Source organism: Streptomyces oryzae, from assembly GCF_017676365.1.
Classification (GTDB): Bacteria; Actinomycetota; Actinomycetes; order Streptomycetales; family Streptomycetaceae; genus Streptomyces; species Streptomyces oryzae.
The window spans coordinates 1-19,506 of the sequence record NZ_JADKMA010000148.1; the positions used below are offsets into that span (position 1 = coordinate 1).

Annotated in this window: 18 protein-coding genes; 6 read left to right on the forward strand and 12 right to left on the reverse strand. The window is 72.2% G+C overall.

The features are described 5' to 3' along the window. The 8 genes from ITI46_RS24485 to ITI46_RS24520 form a co-directional block, all read right to left on the reverse strand. A partial coding sequence (locus tag ITI46_RS24485) for a uracil-DNA glycosylase family protein (RefSeq protein WP_280634823.1) occupies positions 1 to 476 on the reverse strand: 476 nt, incomplete at its 3' end. Positions 477 to 808: 332 nt separating this feature from the next. Next, positions 809 to 2,422, reverse strand: a complete 1,614-nt coding sequence (locus ITI46_RS24490) for a serine/threonine-protein kinase (protein ID WP_209241897.1) — start codon at positions 2,420 to 2,422, stop codon at positions 809 to 811. Next, positions 2,415 to 3,215: a serine/threonine protein kinase gene (locus ITI46_RS24495; RefSeq protein ID WP_209241898.1), complete on the reverse strand. Its 801-nt coding sequence runs from the start codon at positions 3,213 to 3,215 to the stop codon at positions 2,415 to 2,417. The genes ITI46_RS24490 and ITI46_RS24495 overlap by 8 nt, the downstream gene beginning before the upstream one ends. Positions 3,216 to 3,348: 133 nt before the next feature. Further along, entirely contained in the window at positions 3,349 to 4,497 is a 1,149-nt protein-coding gene (gene dgoD / locus ITI46_RS24500) for a galactonate dehydratase (RefSeq protein WP_209241899.1), read from the reverse strand. 3 nt (positions 4,498 to 4,500) lie between these two features. Next, positions 4,501 to 5,343: a carbohydrate ABC transporter permease gene (locus tag ITI46_RS24505; protein ID WP_209241900.1), complete on the reverse strand. Its 843-nt coding sequence runs from the start codon at positions 5,341 to 5,343 to the stop codon at positions 4,501 to 4,503. Positions 5,344 to 5,357: 14 nt separating this feature from the next. After that, positions 5,358 to 6,293 (reverse strand): carbohydrate ABC transporter permease, encoded by a 936-nt coding sequence (locus tag ITI46_RS24510; RefSeq protein ID WP_209241901.1) that lies wholly within the window; start codon positions 6,291 to 6,293, stop codon positions 5,358 to 5,360. Beyond that, entirely contained in the window at positions 6,293 to 7,618 is a 1,326-nt protein-coding gene (locus ITI46_RS24515) for an ABC transporter substrate-binding protein (protein WP_209241902.1), read from the reverse strand. Before ITI46_RS24515 ends, ITI46_RS24510 begins: the two co-directional genes overlap by 1 nt. 125 nt (positions 7,619 to 7,743) lie before the next feature. Then, positions 7,744 to 9,789: a beta-galactosidase gene (locus ITI46_RS24520; protein ID WP_209241903.1), complete on the reverse strand. Its 2,046-nt coding sequence runs from the start codon at positions 9,787 to 9,789 to the stop codon at positions 7,744 to 7,746. A gap of 218 nt (positions 9,790 to 10,007) precedes the next feature. Here ITI46_RS24520 and ITI46_RS24525 point away from each other — a divergent pair, with 218 nt between their 5' ends. Further along, positions 10,008 to 10,739, forward strand: a complete 732-nt coding sequence (locus tag ITI46_RS24525) for a FadR/GntR family transcriptional regulator (protein ID WP_209241913.1) — start codon at positions 10,008 to 10,010, stop codon at positions 10,737 to 10,739. A 577-nt stretch (positions 10,740 to 11,316) separates the two neighbouring features. Here ITI46_RS24525 and ITI46_RS24530 read toward each other — a convergent pair. Beyond that, complete coding sequence (locus tag ITI46_RS24530) at positions 11,317 to 11,994, reverse strand: MBL fold metallo-hydrolase (RefSeq protein ID WP_209241904.1); 678 nt, start codon at positions 11,992 to 11,994, stop codon at positions 11,317 to 11,319. Positions 11,995 to 12,146: 152 nt separating this feature from the next. On the opposite strand from ITI46_RS24530, the gene ITI46_RS24535 reads away from it, so the two are divergent. Together ITI46_RS24535 and ITI46_RS24540 are read left to right on the forward strand one after the other, a co-directional pair. Continuing rightward, on the forward strand, positions 12,147 to 13,031 hold the full coding sequence (locus tag ITI46_RS24535) for a LysR family transcriptional regulator (protein ID WP_209241905.1): 885 nt from the start codon (positions 12,147 to 12,149) through the stop codon (positions 13,029 to 13,031). Further along, positions 13,028 to 13,945: a serine hydrolase gene (locus ITI46_RS24540; RefSeq protein WP_209241906.1), complete on the forward strand. Its 918-nt coding sequence runs from the start codon at positions 13,028 to 13,030 to the stop codon at positions 13,943 to 13,945. The genes ITI46_RS24535 and ITI46_RS24540 overlap by 4 nt, the downstream gene beginning before the upstream one ends. A 16-nt stretch (positions 13,946 to 13,961) precedes the next feature. Here the strand turns inward: ITI46_RS24540 and ITI46_RS24545 are convergent, their stop codons facing one another. Together ITI46_RS24545 and ITI46_RS24550 are read right to left on the reverse strand one after the other, a co-directional pair. Then, positions 13,962 to 15,152 (reverse strand): cytochrome P450 family protein, encoded by a 1,191-nt coding sequence (locus ITI46_RS24545; RefSeq protein ID WP_209241907.1) that lies wholly within the window; start codon positions 15,150 to 15,152, stop codon positions 13,962 to 13,964. Between the two features lie 448 nt (positions 15,153 to 15,600). Further along, positions 15,601 to 16,626 carry a SigB/SigF/SigG family RNA polymerase sigma factor gene (locus ITI46_RS24550; RefSeq protein ID WP_209241908.1) on the reverse strand — a complete coding sequence of 342 codons (1,026 nt, stop codon included), beginning with the start codon at positions 16,624 to 16,626 and terminating at the stop codon, positions 15,601 to 15,603. A gap of 349 nt (positions 16,627 to 16,975) precedes the next feature. Here ITI46_RS24550 and ITI46_RS24555 point away from each other — a divergent pair, with 349 nt between their 5' ends. Next, positions 16,976 to 17,686: a VOC family protein gene (locus ITI46_RS24555; RefSeq protein WP_209241909.1), complete on the forward strand. Its 711-nt coding sequence runs from the start codon at positions 16,976 to 16,978 to the stop codon at positions 17,684 to 17,686. A gap of 12 nt (positions 17,687 to 17,698) precedes the next feature. Here the strand turns inward: ITI46_RS24555 and ITI46_RS24560 are convergent, their stop codons facing one another. After that, on the reverse strand, positions 17,699 to 17,929 hold the full coding sequence (locus tag ITI46_RS24560; RefSeq protein WP_209241910.1) for a DUF6480 family protein: 231 nt from the start codon (positions 17,927 to 17,929) through the stop codon (positions 17,699 to 17,701). A 124-nt stretch (positions 17,930 to 18,053) separates the two neighbouring features. Here ITI46_RS24560 and ITI46_RS24565 point away from each other — a divergent pair, with 124 nt between their 5' ends. Together ITI46_RS24565 and ITI46_RS24570 are read left to right on the forward strand one after the other, a co-directional pair. Beyond that, positions 18,054 to 18,824: an IclR family transcriptional regulator gene (locus tag ITI46_RS24565; protein ID WP_209241911.1), complete on the forward strand. Its 771-nt coding sequence runs from the start codon at positions 18,054 to 18,056 to the stop codon at positions 18,822 to 18,824. Then, positions 18,824 to 19,506: SMP-30/gluconolactonase/LRE family protein (locus tag ITI46_RS24570; protein WP_209241912.1), on the forward strand; the 683-nt coding region annotated here is incomplete at its 3' end. The genes ITI46_RS24565 and ITI46_RS24570, both read left to right, overlap by 1 nt.

Below are 19,506 nucleotides of genomic sequence, written 5' to 3' on the forward strand. Positions count from 1 at the left end.
CGCTCCGTGGGGTGCAGCAGCTCCAGCTCCCGTACCAGCCAGGGGCGGCAGGTGTCCCGTTCGGCCGGGGTGGGCTTGTGGGCGGGCGGCGCGCAGTGCACCGGCGAGGTGAAGCGCACCCCGTGCAGCTCCAGCCCGTCGCCGCGGTGGGTGGAGGTGGGCTGCGAGGCCAGGCCGAGGTCGTACAGCGCGGCGACGAGCGCGTCACCGGAGCGGTCGCCGGTGAACATCCGCCCGGTGCGGTTGCCGCCGTGCGCGGCCGGGGCGAGGCCGACGAGCAGCATCCGCGCGTCCCGCGGGCCGAATCCGGGCACGGGCCGCGCCCAGTAGTCCCAGTCCCGGAAGACGGGGCGTTTGACCCGGCCCGCCTCCTCGCGCCACTCCACCAGTCGCGGACAGGCCCGGCACTCGGTCAGCACCGCGTCGAGCGCGCGCAGATCGGGTGCCTGCGGCGCCTGCCTGCCGGGGTAGCTCATCGGCTCCGCCCGATCCTTCCTGCCGTTGGCCTGGCCCAGTTGTCCTGACGTTCGTCAGGAGCCTGCCCCACCTGCTCCTTCCTAGAGTGGATCACCACGGGCGGGCCCGCGGACAAGCGGCGCCGTGCCCGTGACCCGCCGAGCCGGACGGCCCGAACGCGGCGGCCGTGCTGGCCCACGGCCGGCGTGCGTGCGGCGGCGGGTCGTCTTCCGGGCACGGGGCCGGGTGGCGCGTTGGAGCCTCGCGTGCCCGCCCCGTGGGCAACCCCGGTGGTGAGCCGCCTGCGCCCCGTGAGCAGGCGGCTCACTCTTGCCGCCTCCGGCCGGGCTGCTCAACCCGTGTACTGCTTCAGATAGCGCTCGACGCGGTTGACGTGCGGCCGCACCCGCGCGGGGACGCCGCCCTCCTCGATGACCGTACGCGCACTGGTGCGGTAGCCGGCGGCCATCAGCGCGGGCAGGTCATCGTGCATGCCCTTCTTCTTGTACTGCTCGTCGATCCAGCACACGTAGCCGGCCATCGCCGAGATGGCGTCAGGCGGCGACATATAGTCCTTGTCCCCGTCCCTGTCCCCGTCCCGGGCCCAGCTCTTGAAGACCGCCGGGGTCCACATGGCGATGCCGTACTCATCCGTCCTGGGCCGTCTGGCGTCAGCGTCGAAGCCGCTCTCCGCCTTCAGCATGGCGGCCAGCAAGGCAGGGGTGACATCCTCGTAGACGCACTGGCGGGCTGCTCGGGTGATGATCACACGCAGGTCGCGCGGCACATCGGAGTCGGCGGGGATCGCACCGGTGGCGGACGGCGAGGCGCTGGGGGTGGCGCTCCCGGAGGCGGCCGGGTCGTCGTCCCCGCGCAGCAGTACGACCGAGCCGGCGGCCACCAGCGGGACGGCGACGGCGGCCGCGACGACGGCGAGGCGCCTTCTGCGGCGTCGGGCAGGCAGGTGCCCCGACCAACCCGACAGGCCCCACAGGCCCCGCCCGCGGCCCGCGCGCCCACGGCCGAACCCGCCCCCGCCAGTGCTGCCCTCGCCGCCGGTCTCCCGTACCCGGGCGGCGAGTTCCCGCGCGCCGAGGGCCGCGCGGGAGGCGTGTTCGGGCTCCAGGCAGTCGGCGATCAGTTCCCGCCAGCCGTCCGGGATGCTGTTGTCCAGCCGCAGTTCTGCGTTGCCGCGGGCGTACGCCTGGGCGCCCAGCGCGCGGGCCCGCGGGGTGCTGCCGGAGAAGGGGTGCAGCCCGCCGGTGAGCACCTGGTGGGCCAGCACCCCGAAGGCCCAGATGTCCGCGGTGCGGCGGACCACGCTGTGCCCGCCCTCGCGGTCGGACCACCACTCGGGCGGTACGTGGTCGAGGGAGCCCAGCGGCGGTACATAGGCGTGGGTGCCGTCCAGTTCGACGGTCAGCCCGAAGTCGGCCAGCCAGACCTCGCCGCCGGGCCCCAGCAGCACGTTGCCGGGCTTGAGATCGCCGTGCACCCAGCCGCGCTCGTGGATGTGAGCGAGCCCGGCGCTGACGCCGGCGAGGATGTGCGCGGCGTCCGGCAGCGGCCCCCGGAGTCCCCCGGTGCCCTCGCCCGCCGCGGTGGCCAGCAGCTCCTGGAGGCTGCGTTCGGCGCGGTCCATGACCAGTGCGGTGGCGCCGTCCACCTCGGGGCGGTCGGCGTCGTGCACGGTGAGCACTTCGCGGGTGCGTACCACGTTCGGGTGGCGGGTCTCCAGGCTGAAGCGGACCTCGCGGCGCACCAGTTCGGCCATGGTCTCGCGCTGTCCGGGCGGCAGCAGCTGGGTCGGCAGGAACTTCACCGCGACCGGGGTGTCGTCCTGCACGGCGCGTGCGGCATAGACCACGCCCCAGCTGCCCGCGCCGATCGGTCCTGTCAGCTCCCAGTCGCCCACCCGGTAGCCCGCGGGCAGGTCGAGCCGGCCGGTCGCCTCGCCCTCAGCCATCCGCCGCGTTCTCCTTGCGGCGGTCGGCGGCCCGCGAAGGGCGCAGCAGTGCGAGATGCTCCTCGCGAACGAGGTCGAAGCGCAGGGCGAGGGCGACGAGTTCGGCGCGTTTGTGGTTGGTGCCGCCGGCGCGTTCGTCGTCGGTGCGCAGCCGCAGCTTGACCGTCGCCAGATACTCGATGTGGTAGTTGACGGCCGAACGCGTCAGGTCCTGGCAGGCCTCCAGAGGACGCAGCCGCTCCAGGACCTCGCTGACGCCGGGGATGGCCCCGCTGGAGGGGTCCCGCAGCCGGGGCTCGCACAGGGCGAGCAGCACCAGGAAGTACTTGGCGGTCTGGTCGAGCGCGAAGGGGCTCTGGGTGGGCTCCCCGGAGCGCACGCCGACGCCGGTGTCCAGATACATGTGCTCCGGCGCGAACACCTTGAAGTGCACCTCGCCGTCGCGGGAGGGCAGGACGACGCGGGAGAACTCGAACGGGACCGGCGCGCCCAGCCTGCCGGGCGCCACCTTGATGTGCTCCCCGGCGCCTTCCATGTTCTCCACCACATAGGTGACATGGCTGCTGTAGTTGGAGAGCCGCCAGTAGTCCTCGGCGGCCGTGATCTGGCCCGCGTGCCGGGAGACGCCCGAGTCGGGCAGCGCGACCTGCACCGGGTCGTCAGGGCCGCCGCGGCCGAAGTCCGCCGTCTCCCCCGGGCCCAGGTGCAGCAGACGCGGCCGGTCGGCGAACTCGCCGGTGCTCCTTGCCTGCTGGTTGTGCTGGTCCGGCAGTTGCACGATGACCGTGTCCATGGTCAGCCTCCCCCTTCGGGCCGCGGGCATCCTATATCGGCCCTGACATCCGTCAGGGACCACGCTGGATGCTCCGCTGCCAGTGTGGGAGGTTTTCAGCCGCGCCCCTCAATCGGCCACTCCCCAGGGTGATTCACCACTCGGCGAACGATCCGTCCGGGTGACGCCACACCGGGTTGTGCCAGTCGGCGGTCCTGCTGTCGGCCTCGCGCACGGCCCGCTCGTCGACGGTCACGCCCAGCCCGGGTCCTGTGGGGCGGAGCAGATGTCCGTCGTGGAAGCGGAAGACCTCGCGGTCCACCACGTAGTCGAGCAGTTCGGCGCCGGTGTTGTAGTGGATGCCGATGGACTGTTCCTGGATCAGGAAGTTCGGTGTGCAGAAGGCCAGTTGCAGGCTGGCGGCCAGCGCCAGCGGTCCGAGCGGGCAGTGCGGGGCCACCGCGACGTCCCAGGTCTCGGCGAGCGAGGCGATGCGCCGTACCTCGGACAGCCCGCCGGCGTGCGAGAGGTCCGGCTGGACGACGGCGACGCCGGCCTGGAGCGCGGGCAGCACGTCCGTACGGGAGTAGAGGCGCTCCCCCGTCGCAACGGGGACGGTGGTCGCCTCGGTCACCCTGCCGAGCAGATGGGTGTACTCGGGCAGCACGGGCTCCTCGGCGAACATCGGCGCGTACGGCTCGAGCGCCGCCAGCGCCCGGATCGCGCCCGCGACGGAGAAGCGGCCGTGGAAGTCGACGGCGAAGTCACCGTCGGGCCCCAGCGCCTCGCGGGCCGCCGCGGCGCGGGCCGCGACGGCGTCGAGCGCGGCGGTGGTGGGCAGCCGGTCGGTGCGCCCTGAGGCGTTCATCTTGACGGCGGTGAAACCGGCCGCCACCTGCGCCGCCACCTGTTCGCGCACATCGGAGGGTTCGTCGCCGCCCACCCAGCAGTAGGCGCGGGCCCGCTCGCGAACGGGCCCGCCCATCAGCTGGTGCACGGGCGCCCCGTACGCCTTGCCCGCGATGTCCCACAGCGCCTGGTCGAGGCCGGCGACGGCGGAGGAGAGGACGGGCCCGCCTCGGTAGAAGGAGCCCTTGGTCATCTGCTGCCAGTGGTCCTCGATCCGCAGCGGGTCGGCGCCGATGAGGAACTGCCCGGCCAGCTCCCGTACGGCGGTACGGACGGTGGCCGCGCGGCCCTCCACCACCGGCTCGCCCCAGCCGACGAGCCCGCTGTCGGTCTCGATCCGGCAGAACAGCCAGCGCGGCGGCACGGCGAAGGTCTCGACCCTGGTGATCCGCAATTGCTACTCCTTCACGCTTCCCTCGGTCAGCCCCGTCCGCCAGTAGCGCTGGAGTACGAGCATGGCGACGGCGAGCGGGATGACGGAGACGAACGCGCCTCCGACGGTGTACTGGGTCAGTTCGGGTGCCCGGTCGGCGGCCTCCTTCCAGGTGACCAGGCCCAGGGTGATCGGGTATTTGCGGTCGTCGGAGAGCATGACCAGCGGCAGGAAGTAGTTGTTCCAGATGTGCACGAACTGGAAGAGGAAGACCGTCACCAGCGCCGGGGACATCAGCCGCAGCACGAGGGTGAAGAAGATCCGCTCCTCCCCCGCCCCGTCCACCCGCGCCGCCTCCAGCAGGTTGTCGGAGATCGCGGACTCGGCGTAGATGCGGCACAGGTAGACCCCGAAGGGGCTGACGATGCTGGGGATCAGGACGCCCCAGTAGGTGTTGGTCAGCCCTATCTTGTTGAACAGCAGATAGAGCGGCAGCGCCAGTGCCGTGGAGGGCAGCAGCACTCCTGCCAGTACGCACTTGAAGACGGCTTCGCGCCCACGGAAGCGGTATTTGGCCAGCGCGAAGCCCGCCGCTGCCGACAGCAGTGTGGCCAGCACGGCCCCGGCGCCCGCGTAGAAGAGCGAGTTGAGCGCCCAGCGCGGGTAGATGTGGCCGTTGTAGGTGAAGATCTGGCTCAGGTTGTGCCACAGCCGCGGGTTGTCGAACCACAGCCCGAAGCTGCCGTAGAGGTCCTCGTTCGACTTGGTGGCGGCGATGATCAGCCAGTAGACGGGCAGCAGGAAGTAACCGGCGGCCAGCGCGAGGAACGCGACGAGCAGGATCCGGCCGGGACGCGGAGTTCTCATGGGACGCGGAGTGCTCAACGGTCATCCTTCCGCTTGCGGCCGATCAGGCTGAGGAAGCCGAAGGACAGCACCATCGCGACGACGGCGAGGAGCACCGATTTGGCGGCTGCCAGATAGACGTTGGCGTTGGCGAAGGCGTCGAAGTAGGCGCTGAGGTTCGGCGTGTAGTCGTTGGTGACGGCAGGTGCGAGCCTCTTGAGCACCAGCGGCTCGGCGAACAGCTGCATGGTGCCGATGATGGAGAAGACGCAGGTGAGGGTGAGCGCCGGGCGCACCAGCGGCAGCTTGATCCGCCACGCCGTCTGCCAGGGGCCCGCACCGTCGATCCGCGCCGCCTCGTAGAGCTCCTGCGGGATCGACTTGAGCTGGGCGACGATGATCAGCATGTTGTAGCCGGCGAACTCCCACACGACGATGTTCGCGATGGACCACAGGATGTTGTCGTAGCCGAGGAAGTCCGGCTGGACGCCGAGCTTGCCCAGCACATCGTTGACCGGGCTGATCCCCGGCACGTACAGGAAGCCCCACAGCAGGGTGGCGATGACGCCGGGGATGCCGTACGGCAGGAAGTAGGTGGCCCGCAGCAGCCCGGCCCAGCGGTCCTTCACCTGGTCGAGGAGGAGCGCGAGGGTGAGGGCCAGCAGCAGCATCACCGGCACCTGGACGGCGCCGAACAGCAGCACGCGGCCGAAGCCTTCCAGGAACGTGGTCTGTTCCAGGGCGAGCGCGTAGTTGTCGAGACCTGCGAAGGTGACCGACGGCTTGCCGAGGCCCAGCGGGCCTGAGCGTTCGACCTTCAGCAGGCTCTGATAGATCGCGTAGCAGATCGGCAGGATCATCGCGAAGACGTAGACGGCGAGGAACGGACCGAGGAACGTCCACGCCTTGCGGTCGGGGCGCGCGCTGCGCCGCCGGGCGGCCGGCTTCCGGCTCGTACCTGACGTCGTCATCAGGCGCTCCTCGCGTCCAGGCCCTTGGCCTTGAGGTCGTCCACGAACTTGGTCTGGGCGTCCCTGAGCGCGTCCTGGATGGTGCCGTGGCCCGCGACCACGCGGCCGATGTTGTCCTGGATGTGCGCGTAGGACTGGGTGGTGGTGGGCGAGAAGCGCCAGCTGGTGTCCACGTTGCGGTCGGAGACCTGGAAGACCTCGTTGTAGACCTGCCCGCCGAAGAACGGGTCCGGCTTGCCCAGCGGCGAGTCCTTCAGGTCCAGCTTGGCCGAGGGCCAGCCGTAGCCGGCCTCCACCAGCAGCTTGATGCTGGCGGGGTCGGTGTTGAGCCAGTGGGCGAACTTCAGCGCCTCGGCGGGGTGCCGGGTGCCCTGCAGGATCGCGGTGGAGGAGCCGCCCCAGTTCGAGGAGGCGTGCTCGCCGCGCTCCCACTGGGGCAGCTCGGCCACCCGCCACTTGCCCTTGGTGCCGGGCGCATTGCCGCGGATGAGGGCGTCCTGCCACTGGGCGCCGAGCATGCCCGCTATCTGGCCGGTCTGCAGGCCCTTGAAGAAGGAGCTCTGCGAGTCCTGGACGGTCGCGACGAGCTTGTCGCGGATCATCCCGTCCCAGAAGTCGGCGACCTGGCGGCTCTCCTCGCTGGCCAGGTCCACCACCCAGGTGTCGCCCTCGGTACGCACCCAGTGCGCGCCGCGCTGCCAGGGGAAGGCGGCGAACCACTGCGCGTTCACGGGCGGGAAGGCGGTGATGCAGGAGCCGCCGCTGCGCTTCCTCATCGTGCGGGCCGCCTGCCGGAACTCGTCCCAGGTACGGGGCACTTCCAGATCCCACTTGTCGTACAGGTCGGCCCGGTAGAAGAAGCCCATCGGCCCCGACCCCTGCGGCATGGCGTAGGTCCGGCCGGCGAACACGCCCTGCTGCCACTGCCAGTCGACGTAGTGCTTCTTGAGCCGGTCGGCACCGTACGCGGTGAGGTCGGTCAGGCCGCGTACGAGCATGAACTCCGGCAGCGCGTAGTACTCGATCTGCGCCAGGTCGGGCGGGTCACCGGCCTTGAGGGCCGCGTGCATCTTCTGGTAGCCGCCGGAGGTGTTGGCGGGCACCGTCTGCACGGTGACGTGGATGTCCGGGTGCGTTCTGTTCCACAGGGCGACGGCCTTCTGCAGCGGGACCCACGTCCAGAAGACGAGGTTCACCCTCCCGCCGGGTGGGCGGCGTGCCTGCCGCGTCATTCGGGCAGCGCCCGCCTGTTCGCCGCAGGCCGCCAGCGCGGGGGCGGCTGCCGATGCCGCGGCAGCCGCCAGGATTGTCCTTCGGGTTGGCATCCGACCTCCTTGTCAGAGCACGTCCGAGTGAGGGGCGACCCCGCTGGCGGCAACCCGCCGTTGTGTGGCGGGGGTTGGCCGACTGCTGCGTGCGTCGTGGCTGGTCGCGCAGTTCCCCGCGCCCCTTATGGGTTGCCCAGTACGGCCACGCCGCGGGGTGGGAGGGTGAGGGCAGCGGTGGGCTCAGCAGCGGGGTCGAGCAGGTTCCGCATGCGGCGCGGGAGGGGCACCGTCGCCGCTGTTGCTCCATGATTGAGCAGGAACAGATAGCGGCCATCCGCGCCTTCGCGGGCGGTGGCCTGGACGCCGGGCGGCAGCCCGTCCAGCAGCGGGGCGGCGCCGGCCTCGTGGCGTACCCGGTCCATCAGGGTGCGCATCAGCGCGGGGGCCGGGCGGGTGCCCGCGTACCAGGCGAGGCCGTTGCCGAAGGTGTGCCGGGTCAGCGCGGGCCGCCCGGCCAGGTCCCCGTCAGCGAACTCGGCGAGGGCAGTTGCCCCCTCCAGATCGATGGCCTCCGACCACAGATCGGCCTCGCCGCTCAGCTCGCCGCGCAGCCGCACTCCGGCGCCGGCGTCCAGCGGCCAGAACTCCTCCACCCGCAGCCCCAGCACCTCGCGCAGCGGTGCCGGGTAGCCGCCGAGGTGGACGCGGTCGCACTCGTCGGCGATGCCGGTGAAATACGACACCAGCAGGTGGCCGCCGTCGCGGACGTACGCGGTCAGCCGGGCCGCGGTCTGCTCGCTCATCAGGTACAGGTTGGGGACGACGACCAGGCGGTAGCCGCTCAGTTCGCGTTCGGGCGGCAGGATGTCGCAGGGCACACCGGCGTCGAACAGCGGTTTGTAGTGGCGCAGCAGCGTCTCGCGGTGGCTGAGGGCGGAGGAGGGGTGCGAGTCCAGCTCCAGCGCCCACCAGCTGTTCCAGTCGGCCAGCAGCGCCACGTCGGCCGTGCAGCGGGTGCCGGCGAGCTGCGGCACCGTGGCCAGTTCCTGGCCCAGCGCGCTGACCTCGCGGAAGATCCGGGTGTCGGTTCCGGCGTGCGGCACCATCGCGGAGTGGAACTTCTCGGCGCCGCCCTGGGACTGGCGCCACTGGAAGTAGAGCACCGCGTCGGCGCCCTGTGCGACGGCCTGCCAGCTCCACAGCCGCATCGCGCCGGGCGGCTTGGGGCTGTTGCGGGCCCGCCAGTTGACGGCACTGGGTGCCTGCTCCATCAGCATCCACGGCCGCCCGCCACCGGCGCAGCGGGTCACGTCGAAGGCGGCGGCCGCGTCGATGTGGGTCCGGCTGTCGTACGGCTCCTGGTAGTAGTCCAGCGCGGCGATGTCCTCGTACGCGGCCCAGCGGAACGGGTCGACCGGCTTGTGGTGCGGCATGTGGTTGGTGGTCACCGGTACGTCGGGGGTGATACGGCGCAGCACCTCGCGCTCGGCCAGATAGCACTGGAGCAGCGCGTCGTCGCTGAAGCGGGCGTAGTCGAGCTGCTGGGTGGGGTTGGCGAAGGTCGGCGTCGTACGCGGCGGCAGCACCTCCTCGAAGTCCCCGTAGTGCTGCGACCAGAAGGTGGTGGACCAGGCCGCGTTGAGGGCTTCGACGGCGCCGTAGCGCTCGCGCAGCCAGCGGCGGAAGTCGGCGGCCGAGACCTCGCAGTAGCAGACCGGGTTGCTGCACCCGTACTCGTTGCCGATGTGCCACAGGGCCAGCGCGGGGTGCTCGGCGTAGCGGCCGGCGAGCTGTTCGACGAGGCGGACGGCGTGCTCGCGGTAGACGGGGCTGGAGGGGCAGAAGTGCTGTCGGGAGCCGGGCCACTTGCGCACGCCCTCGGCGGTCTCGGGCAGGATCTCGGGGTGCTGCCGGCTGAGCCAGGGCGGCGGCGAGGCGGTCATGGTGGCCAGCGCGACCTGGATACCGGCGTCGCCGAGCTGGTCCATGACGCGGTCGAACCAGCCGAAGTCGTAGGCGCCGGGCCGCTTTTCGGCCAGTCCCCAGGAGAAGATCCCGGCCGTGACCATGGTGACCCCGGCCTCCTTCATCAGCCGGACGTCCTCGGCCCACACCTCCTCGGGCCAGTGCTCGGGGTTGTAGTCGCCGCCGAAGTGCAGGCGGGTGGGCTCAAAAGTGGGGTTGCCGGTTCCGGTGCGGGCTGTCGGGCGGTTGTCGGCTGCCGTCATGAGTGCTGCGCCCCCTGCGACGTGTCGGGTGCCGGGCAGAGCGGGAGACCGTGATGCCGCCGCACCGTACAAGAACTCGTTATTTATGAATAGTTCCTTGACGGCAATCCGTCGGAGATCGTGAACTGACGGGAGGCGTCGTAGAGTCGTCGCCGGTGGCATCGGCCCGAACGCCGGACGAACGGCAGGCGTATCGGGGGAAACAGCAGGAGGTCCCGATGGCGGGGTACGCGCCGCGGGGCGTCCACGGACAGACCGTGGAGGCCCTCGCCCACCGGGTGCTCAGCGGCGCCCTGCGCGAGGGCGCCACCCTCGATCTCGGGGCGCTCCAGGCCGAGTTGGGTGTCAGCCTCACCGCGCTGCGCGAGTCGCTGAAGGTGCTGGCGGCCAAGGGCATGGTCGACGCCCGGCAGAAGCGCGGCACCTTCATACGTCCGCGCACCGACTGGAACCTGCTGGACGCCGACGTACTGCGCTGGCAGTTCCAGTCCGGCACGGCCGCCGCCTCCGACGCGGGGTCGCCGCTGCTGCGCGATCTGGACGAGGTGCGCGGCATCGTGGAGCCCGCCGCGGTGCGGCTCGCCGCGGAGCGGCGTACCGACGCGGATCTGGCCGCGCTGGAGAGCGCGCTGGAGGCGATGTGCGAGGCCGTCGATGGTGCGCCCGAGGCCGTCGAGGCGGATCTCGCCTTCCACCGGGCGCTGTTGGCCGCCTCGCACAACGAGCTGCTGGAGCGGATGGAGATGGTCATCTCCACCGCGCGGGCCGCGCGGGACCGGCTCGTCCATGGTCCGGGGCACCACCCGCTCGATCCGGTGCCCAGCCATCGGGCGGTTCTGGACGCGGTGCGGGCCCAGGACGCCGATGCCGCGGAGGTAGCCATGCGGGGTCTGCTTGCGCAGGCCGCGAAAGATGTTGCTCTGCTGCGGGAGGGGACACCTGAGGCGTAGAGCGTGCCCCCTCTCCGGCACCGGTGAGGGGGTGCCCCTGCCTGTTGTATGCGGCCTGCGGCTTGCGTCGTGGCTTGTCGCGCAGTTCCCCGCGCCCCTGAATCGCCAGCTCTTGCGCTTGGGGGTGCCCCCAGGCGCAGGGCTGGCAAGCGCAGCCCCCCACGCCGGGCGCCCGAAAGCTGGAGTCAGAGTTCGAATGGCTCCAGGTGGCGGGGGTCGGCGACGTGGCCGGAGGGGCCGACGACTTCGCGGAGCCGGGTGACCGCCCCGCGGTTCACGCTGTCGTGAACCGCGGGGTCGTCCAGGGGTGTGACCAGGTCGTCGTGGTGGCTCGGGACGACGACGCGGGGCCGGCCGAGGGTGCGGACGGCACGCTCGAAGTAGTCGTGCACCGCGGCGTGCCCGCTGGCGCCGAGGACCAGGACGTCCGGCGTGGCGCCGGAGACCTCGCGGGCCGCGAAGTTGGCCGTGCCGCTCAGGAACATGACGCTCAGCCGCTCCCCCACCGTCACCTGGTAGCCCAGCGTGCCGCCCTCGACCAGATCGCCCAGTGTCCGGGGCCGGGCGGGGGGCGCGGTCAGGGTGCCGTACGGGTCGAAGCCGTAGCCGCCGACCTGGCTGTGCAGGCTGCGGACGACCTCGATGGTGTAGTCGGGCCGGGACCGCTTGCCGGACGGCTGGAGGGGATGGCGCAGCACTTCGCCGCCGGAGACCACCACCGGTCGGTGTGCACACCCTTGCCGGGAACGCCCATGGCCGTCAGCAGGTGCAGATGCGTCTCGGTGCCGAGGATGTTGATCTCCTTGCCCCGCCAGTCCGGGTGGTCCAGGAGATACGGCACGTCGGCGAGGTGGTCCCAGTGGCCGTGGGTCAGCAGCACGAACTCGGGTGCTCCCGTGAGGTGTTCGCGCAGGACGAGGTCGATGATCCGGTGGTCGACCTCCAGTTTCCTGGTCATGTCGGCCTTGCCGTCGCTGCCCGTGAAGCGCTGACGGGTCAGATACGGGTCGATCAGCAGCCGGTGCCCGTCGAAGGTCATCTCCCAGCCCGCGATGCCGAGCCAGCGCAGTCGGACGCCGCTGCGCCCCCGGCGGCGGCCGGCTCGCGCCGCGCCGCCTGCGGGCGCTGTGGCCGAGGCGGTCGCGGCCACGCCCGCGACGCCGACGGCTCCGGCTGCGACGCCGGTCCGCAGCACGCTGCGCCGGCTCGGGCGGTGGCCGGCGGACCGGCCGGTGGTGGGCTGCTGAAAGGGCATGGCGGTACTCCTTCGCCTGGTACGGGTTCCGACTGAGGGGTGTGACCCGGGCCCGGGGAGAGGGAGTCAAGCCCCGGCAGTAGCCCCCTGTCGAATACGCTCTCGACCGCGCGCCGATTCGTTCGGCGTATCACCGCAGACCAGGGGGGCGCATGCTCACGGAGCGGCATCTGGAGATCTTTGTCGCGCTCGCGGAGGAGGGGCACTTCGGCGACGCCGCACAGCGTGTGGGCATCACCCAGCCGCCCCTCTCGCAGGCGTTGCGGCGGCTGGAGGCGCTGCTGGGGGTGCGGCTGTTCGACCGGGAGCGCGGGGTCTCCCTCACCGAGGAGGGTGCGCTGCTGCTCCCGCACGCCCGCCGGGCGCTCACCGCGCTGGCCGAGCTGCGGGAGAGCGGCGCCAGGGAGGGTGCCGACGGTCAGCGCCTCCGGCTCGGCCTGCCGCCCGAACTGCCGCCCCGGCTCGGTGCGTCGGTTGCCGCAGCACCCGTACGCGCCGGGGTGCGGGGCCGGGTCTCGGTGGTGACGGCGCCGACGGGCACGCTGCTGACGGACGTCTCGGCAGGGCGGCTGGACCTGGCCGTCGTACGGCACCCTTCCGTGGTGCACGGCCTGGCCGCGGGGCCGGTGACGCTGCTGCCGACGTGGCTGCTGGTGCCGGGTGACACGGAGGGCGCCCCGGCCGGGCGTCCGCTGCCGTACGCCGTACGGGCCCGGGCCGAGGCGCCCGCGGCGTACGACCTGTTCCGGGACACCCTCGCCGGGCGGGGGCGGCGGGTCGAGACGGTGGTGGTCTCCGACGAGCGTGCCGGGCTGGCCCTCGTGGCCGCCGGTCAGGCCGTGCTCGTCACCGCGGACGACACCCTCACGGCCGACGGCGTCGAACGGCGGCCTGCCACCGACCCGGAGCTGCCGCTGCGGCTGCGGGTGGTGTGGGACGCCAGGCGACTGGCCGCCGCGCAGGCGGAGGAGGCGGCCGGGGCACTGGTGGCCGCACTGGCAGCGGTCCGCCACCATGCCCGGGAGGACGCCCGATGAGCGCGGCGGCTCCCGGGAGGGACGGGCGGGGGATCGAGCGCACCCTGCGCGAGATGTTCGAGGACGCGGGGGTGCGCGGCCGGCTCCATGTGGCCGAACTCCACCGGCCCGCGGAGCGGGTGAGCATCGACGCGGACGAGGCCGTACTGATGGGCTCGGTCTACAAGGTGCCGCTGACGGTCGCCTACTGCCGCCAGGTGGACGCGGGCCTGCTCGACCCCCGGCAGCGGGTCACCCTGCCGCCCCAGGGCCGGCTCCCCGGGCCGACCGGCATCTCCCAGCTCAGTGACGAGGTGTCGATGTCCCTGCGCGATCTGGTCGTGATGATGATGAGCATCTCCGACAACGCGGCAGCCGACGCGGTGCTCGGCCTCGTGGGCCCCGACGCGGTCGCCGACACCTGCCGGGCGCTCGGTCTGACCCGCACCCGGCTCAACGGCGGCGCCGCCGGCACCCTGAGGCGGCTGCTGGAGCGGACCGGCGCCGAGTCGGTGGACGCGGCACTGGCGCTGATCGCGGACAACGACCTGGCGGCGCCGGCCGGCGTCTACGACCCGGCCTGGAGCACCTCGACGACCCCCGCCGAGATGGCCCGGCTGCTGCGCGCCGTCTGGCTGGACGAGGCCGCCTCGCCCGCCGGCTGCGCGTTCATCCGCCGGACGATGGCGCTCCAGCCCTGGCAGCACCGGCTGGCGTCGGGGTTCCCGTACGACGAGGTGGCGGTGTACGGGAAGACCGGGACGTTCGGCGTCATGCGGCACGAGGCCGGTGTCGTGGAGCTCGCCGGCGGCCGTACGTACACGGCCGTCGTCTTCACCGAGGCCGCCCGTGCCGACCGCAGGCTGCCCCGCGCCGACGCGGTCATCGGCGCCGCGGCCCGCACCGCGGTCGAGCACCTGCGGGGCTGGGGCTGACGCGCCGGGCGCCCGCTCAGCGGGTCAGCGGCAGTTCGCACAGCGCGTGGGAGCGGAAGGAGGTCTGCCAGCGCAGCTCGTCCGGCTCGACCGCCAGGCGCAGCACGGGGAAGCGGCTGAACAGCGCCTCCAGGGCCAGCCCGATCTCCATCCGGGCGAGCGGGGCGCCCAGGCAGTAGTGCATGCCCTGCCCGAAGGCCAGGTGCATGTTGTCGCGGCGGCGGATGTCGAAGCGGTCGGGTTCCTCGTAGCGCTCCGGGTCCCGGTTGGCGGAGGCCAGGACGAACAGCACCGTGTCACCGGCCGGGATCCGTACCCCGCCGTACTCCACCGGCTCGGTGGGGAATCGCCGGATCGCCGTCAGGTTCGGATGCGCGTACCGCATCATCTCCTCGACCGTGTCGGGCAGCAGCGAGGAGTCGCCGCGCACAGCGGCGAGTTGCCGCGGATGCCGCAGCAGGGCGAGGAAGCCCGCGCTCAGCAGGTGCTGCACGTTCTCGATGCCCGCGCCCAGTACGAGGAAGGCGAGGGAGCACAGCTCGTCCTCGGAGAGCCGGTCGTCCTCGTCGCGGGCCGCGATGAGCGCGGAGAGGAGGTCGTCGCCCGGCGCGGTCCTGCGCTCGGCCACCAGCCGGCGCAGGAAGTCGTGCATCTTTGAGATGGCCTCGCCCACCTGCTGCGGGCTCTCCAGCGCGAGCATCGTCCTCACCCAGGAGGCGAACGGCTGCCGGTCCGCCTCGGGCACGTCGAACAGGTCGCAGACGACGGTCAGCGGCAGCGGACCGGCGAACTCGCTCACCAGGTCGGCCACTCCGTCGCTGTCCAGCCGCTGGGCCAGCCCGTCGGCGAGCCGGTCGGCCACCGTCTGGATACCGGCGCGCATCGTCTCGGCACGCCGCGGGGTGAAGCCCTGGGCCACGAGGCGGCGCAGCCGTATGTGGTCGTCGTGGTCGAGGTTGAGCAGGTTGGCATCCAGCGCGGGCGGCAGCGAGAAGCCCTGGTAACCGCCGGTCGAGTGGGCCTTGTTGACGGACAGCCGGGTGTCGGCGAGGCCCGCGCGTACGTCCTCGTCCCGGGTGGCGAGCCACACTTCGGCACCGTCGGGCAGGGCGACCCGGTGCACGGCGGCCTCGTCCCGCAGCTTGCTGAACACCGCGTGCGGCATGGCACGGAACGACTCGTCGAAAGGCTGCGGCAGTGCCGTCATTTCCGTTCTCTCCGTCAGGTCTGTGGACTGGCTCTGTGAGCCGGCGCGAACATGCTGGCGCACAGGCTAGAACCCCGGTTTCCGGCAGCGCACTTCACCCCTCAGGGCAGCCGCCCGCCGGTCAGCCGCGCACGGGTGACGGCGGCGTCGCCGACCGTCAGACAGCCGACCGCGCCCCCGCTTCATGGAGCCGGCGCAGCGCGGGGAGCGCGTCGTCGTACGCGGAGTGCGCTCCCTGGTGCGTCCCGCGTACGGAAGCCCGCCGCTGTGGGATTGCAGCTTGCCGCCTGCGGGTGCCTTGTGGCTGAGCGCGCCCCCGCGGCGGAGCCGCATATCAAACACAGCCCCGCGCCCCAAAAGGGCGCGGGGAACTGCGCGAGCAACGACGACGCGCCCGCGCCCGGGCAATCCGCGAAAGTGCCGCGGCGGGTTTCCTCCGGGCCGTGTCTCAGGCCGCGGCGCGCGGCGACTTGGCGGGGGCTTCCTGATCCCGCTCTTCCTCGATCTCCTCCCGTACCCGGCGGCAGGCCGCCGCGAGGAGGCGGGAGACGTGCATCTGGGAGACGCCCAGCCGGCGGGCGATCTGCGACTGGGTGAGCTCCCGGAAGAAGCGCAGGTAGAGCAGGCGCTGCTCCCGCTCGGGGAGCCGGCACAGACACGAGCGGACCGCTTCGCGGTCGACGACGTGGTCGTAGCCGTTCTCGTCCGAGCTGAGGGTGTCCATCAGACAGATCGCCCCGTCACCGGAGCCGTCCCCTCCGCCGCCGGTCTCGGAGGAGACGGGCGCGTCCAGGGAGAGCGAGTTGAAGCACTGCAGGGCTTCCATACCTGTGAGGGTGTCCTCCTCCGAGAGACCACTGTGCGCGGCCAGTTCGGCGACGGTGGGTGAGCGCCCCGAGGAGGTCAGCTCCAGCTCGCGCATGCTCGCGCGGACCCGGTTGCGCAGGTCCTGGACCCGGCGCGGGACGTGTATCTCCCACATGTTGTCCCGGAAGTGGCGCTTCAGCTCGCCGTAGATCGTCGGGATGGCGAAGGTCTCGAAGGCGTTGCCCCGGGCCGGGTCGTACCGCTCGACCGACTTGACCAGCGCCAGCGCGGCCACCTGTTCCAGGTCCTCCAGCGACTCGCCGCGGTTGCGGAACTTGCGGGCGAGCCGGTGCGCCATCGGCAGCCAGGCCGTGACGACACAGTCCTGGAGCCGCTGCCGCTCGGGGCACCCTTCGGGCAGCTTCACCAGCTCGGCGAAGTCGGCGGCGGTGTCGGGCGCGTCGTGGTGGGTACGACGAGGGGCGTGGGCGGCGGTGGCCCCCTCCACGGCGTCCGCGGCGTCTCCGGTTTCCGTGGCGTCCCCGGGGTCCACGGGAACTGCGGCATCCGTGGTGCATGGGGCCTCCGCGGCCGTGGCGTCCGTTGCCTCCGTCGGGGTGGCGGGGGTGGTGCCGTCCTCGGTGGTGCGGAACCGCGTGGTGTTCATGGGCTGCTCACTCCCACGTCTCACATGGGTGCTGTGTAAGACAGGCGAGAAGCGATCCCCCAGTCCGCTTCCGGACAGGATCCGAAGCTCCGGACGGAGTCCGAAGGTGGCGCCGCCGGGAAGACCAGCGGCCCGATTTCACCGTGACACAAACCACGCCGCATGGCATCTTCGCAGGTCATCGCAGGTCACAGCTGTTCGCAGCGGGTAGATATACGACAGACGCACCGTAGTCGCAGCGCGGGGACCGGCGTTTACGGGTGATCAGGGCGGGGCACCCGAGCCCTTCTGCGCGGCGGTTAGCCCCAGGGGCCGCCGCTGCGACATGTGGCTGCGGAGGAGAAGCGAGATGGCCGTGCAACCGGGTGCGCCGTGCTGGGTCAGCCTGACGACCCACGACCAGCGGGCCACAGAGGCGTTCTACGGCGGAGTGCTGGGCTGGTCCTTCCGGGATGGCACGCTCGCTCCCGAGTTCCGGGTCGCGACGGTGGCGGGGCGGCCCGTCGCCGGACTGAACAAGGCCGCGGCGGCACGCGGACTGCCCGCACGGTGGACGGTGTTCTTCCTGGCCGGGGACGTGGACCGGGCGGCAGGACTGATCGTGGAGCGCGGCGGAACGGTCGCCGTCGGCCCGCTGGAGACCGGGAGCGGACGTACGGTGCTGGGCGCCGATCCGTGCGGTGCGGCGTTCGGCCTGTGGCAGGGCGCGGCCCCCGCCGAGTGGTACGTGGGTGCCGGCGACGCTCCCGCCCGGCTGTGCCTGCGGACCTGCGACCCGGCTGCCGTGACCGGGTTCTACGGCGCCGTGCTGGGGTGGCCGCCGCACGCCGCGGAGTGGCCGTACGCGGTGCTGCGCCCCGGAGCCGGGGCCGGGGACGCCGACCCCGGTGCCCGGCCACGCTGGGAGATCTCGTTCCGCGCGGCGGACCCGGGTGCGACCGTGGCGGAGGCCGAGCGGCGCGGCGGCGCGGTTCTCTCCGACTCCCGGGAGGTCGGCGAAGGGCGCCGGCTCACCCTCTCCGACCCGCACGGAGCGCTGTTCACCGTGGTCGGGGAGTGAGGGCCGGACCTGTCACACCAGGCCGACCAGATAGCCCACGAAGAAGACGAGCACGGCCGCGACCACGATGGCGATCAGAATGACCGGCACCGTGCTCCAGCCCTTGGCCGGGTTGTGCGTCTCGCGCGGGCCGGCCTCCGACATACTGCCCTCGGCGGGCGGCGTCTCGCCGGGCGGGACCCCTCCGCCCTTCTCCAGGCCGGTGGTCCGCTCCGGGTCGGGGTCAGGGTTGGCGTACTTCATGTCTTCCGGGTGGACCTGGACGCGGCCTCGTACACCTGGGGCGTGCCGGATAGACTGTTCGGAGCTTCGGTCGACTGTTGAAATTTCGAACAGCCTTCAACAGAGAACAAGAACAGGAGGGGCCATGGGACGGCTCGTGCCCGCTGTGACCCGGGCGCTGGACATTCTGGAGCTGTTCCTGGAAGGGGACGGCACACTCTCGGCACCCGACATAGTGCGCAAGCTGCGGCTGCCCCGCACCACGGTGCACGAGCTGGTCGGCACCCTGACCGCCCGCTCCTACCTCGTGCCCGTCCCGGGCAAGGCGGGCCACTACCGGCTGGGGGTGCGCGCCTACCAGCTGGGCAGCCGGTACGCCGAGCAGCTCGACCTCGCGGCCGAGGGACAGCAGGTGGCCCGCTCGGTGGCCGAGACCTGCGAGGAGACGGTGCATGTGGCGATCCTGGAGGACACGGACGTCATCTACGTCGCCAAGGTCGACTCCACCCAGGCGGTGCGGATGGTCTCGGCGGCGGGGCGGCGACTGCCCGCGCACTGCACCGCGGTCGGCAAGATGCTGCTCGCCTCGCTGCCCGCCGACCAACTCGCGGCCCGGCTGCCGGACGGTGCCGAGCTGCGCGCCATGACGCCGAACAGCATCACCGACGCGGCGACGCTGCGCGCGGAGCTGGAGCAGATCTCGGAGCGCGGGTTCGCCGTCGAGGAGAGCGAGTCCAACCCCGACGTCAGCTGCGTGGCCGCGCCCGTACGGGACCGCTCAGGGCGGGTGGTGGCGGCGCTGTCCATCTCCGTACCGTTGATCCGGTGGAGCGAGGAACGCTGCGCCGAGCTGGCCGAGTTGGCGCAGCGTGGCGCTGTACGGTTGTCCGAACGGCTGGGCCACAGGGGGCTGTGATGGGAACAGGCACGGGAGTCGGGACCGCACTGCGTACCTCCGCCGAACTGGGCGAGGGGCCGACCTGGGACGCGACGGCCGGCCGGCTGATCTGGGTGGACATCCTCGGCGCCCGGGTCCACACCTTCGACCCCGCGAGCGGCAACCGCACCGTGATGAGCACCGAACAGCACGTGGGCGCTGCCAAACCGCGCGCGGCCGGCGGGCTGGTCGTCAATCTGCGGGACGGCGTGGGGCTCTACGACGCCGAGGGCCGCTTCTCCTGGCTGCACCACGCCCCCTCCCCCGGCCGCCGCGGCAACGACGCCGCGGTCGCCCCCGACGGCGCGCTGTGGGCGGGCTCCATGTGCTACGACGAGACGCCCGGCGGCGGCACGCTGCTGCGGCTCGCGCCCGACGGTACGGCCACCACCGTCCTGGACGACGTCACCGTCTCCAACGGCACCGGCTGGAGCCCGGACGGGAAACGGATGTACTACATCGACACCCCCACGCGGCGCATCGACGTCTTCGACGTCCACGAGGGCGGCAGCCGGGTGACCGGCCGCCGCCCGCTGGCCGAGGTCGAGGAGGGCGCCGGCTATCCGGACGGGCTGACCGTGGACGCGGACGGCTGCGTGTGGGTTGCGCTCTGGGACGGCGCCGCCGTGCGCCGCTACACCCCCGAGGGAGCGCTGGACCG

Bases quoted from the DNA above. Each gene is read 5' to 3' on its own strand.
- ITI46_RS24490 (WP_209241897.1), bottom strand. From the start codon at position 2,422: ATGGCTGAGGGCGAGGCGACCGGCCGGCTCGACCTGCCCGCGGGCTAC.
- ITI46_RS24495 (WP_209241898.1), bottom strand. From the start codon at position 3,215: ATGGACACGGTCATCGTGCAACTGCCGGACCAGCACAACCAGCAGGCA.
- ITI46_RS24505 (WP_209241900.1), bottom strand. From the start codon at position 5,343: ATGAGAACTCCGCGTCCCGGCCGGATCCTGCTCGTCGCGTTCCTCGCG.
- ITI46_RS24510 (WP_209241901.1), bottom strand. From the start codon at position 6,293: ATGACGACGTCAGGTACGAGCCGGAAGCCGGCCGCCCGGCGGCGCAGC.
- ITI46_RS24515 (WP_209241902.1), bottom strand. From the start codon at position 7,618: ATGCCAACCCGAAGGACAATCCTGGCGGCTGCCGCGGCATCGGCAGCC.
- ITI46_RS24520 (WP_209241903.1), bottom strand. From the start codon at position 9,789: ATGACGGCAGCCGACAACCGCCCGACAGCCCGCACCGGAACCGGCAAC.
- ITI46_RS24525 (WP_209241913.1), top strand. From the start codon at position 10,008: ATGGCGGGGTACGCGCCGCGGGGCGTCCACGGACAGACCGTGGAGGCC.
- ITI46_RS24530 (WP_209241904.1), bottom strand. From the start codon at position 11,994: ATGCCCTTTCAGCAGCCCACCACCGGCCGGTCCGCCGGCCACCGCCCG.
- ITI46_RS24535 (WP_209241905.1), top strand. From the start codon at position 12,147: ATGCTCACGGAGCGGCATCTGGAGATCTTTGTCGCGCTCGCGGAGGAG.
- ITI46_RS24540 (WP_209241906.1), top strand. From the start codon at position 13,028: ATGAGCGCGGCGGCTCCCGGGAGGGACGGGCGGGGGATCGAGCGCACC.
- ITI46_RS24545 (WP_209241907.1), bottom strand. From the start codon at position 15,152: ATGACGGCACTGCCGCAGCCTTTCGACGAGTCGTTCCGTGCCATGCCG.
- ITI46_RS24550 (WP_209241908.1), bottom strand. From the start codon at position 16,626: ATGAACACCACGCGGTTCCGCACCACCGAGGACGGCACCACCCCCGCC.
- ITI46_RS24555 (WP_209241909.1), top strand. From the start codon at position 16,976: ATGGCCGTGCAACCGGGTGCGCCGTGCTGGGTCAGCCTGACGACCCAC.
- ITI46_RS24560 (WP_209241910.1), bottom strand. From the start codon at position 17,929: ATGAAGTACGCCAACCCTGACCCCGACCCGGAGCGGACCACCGGCCTG.
- ITI46_RS24565 (WP_209241911.1), top strand. From the start codon at position 18,054: ATGGGACGGCTCGTGCCCGCTGTGACCCGGGCGCTGGACATTCTGGAG.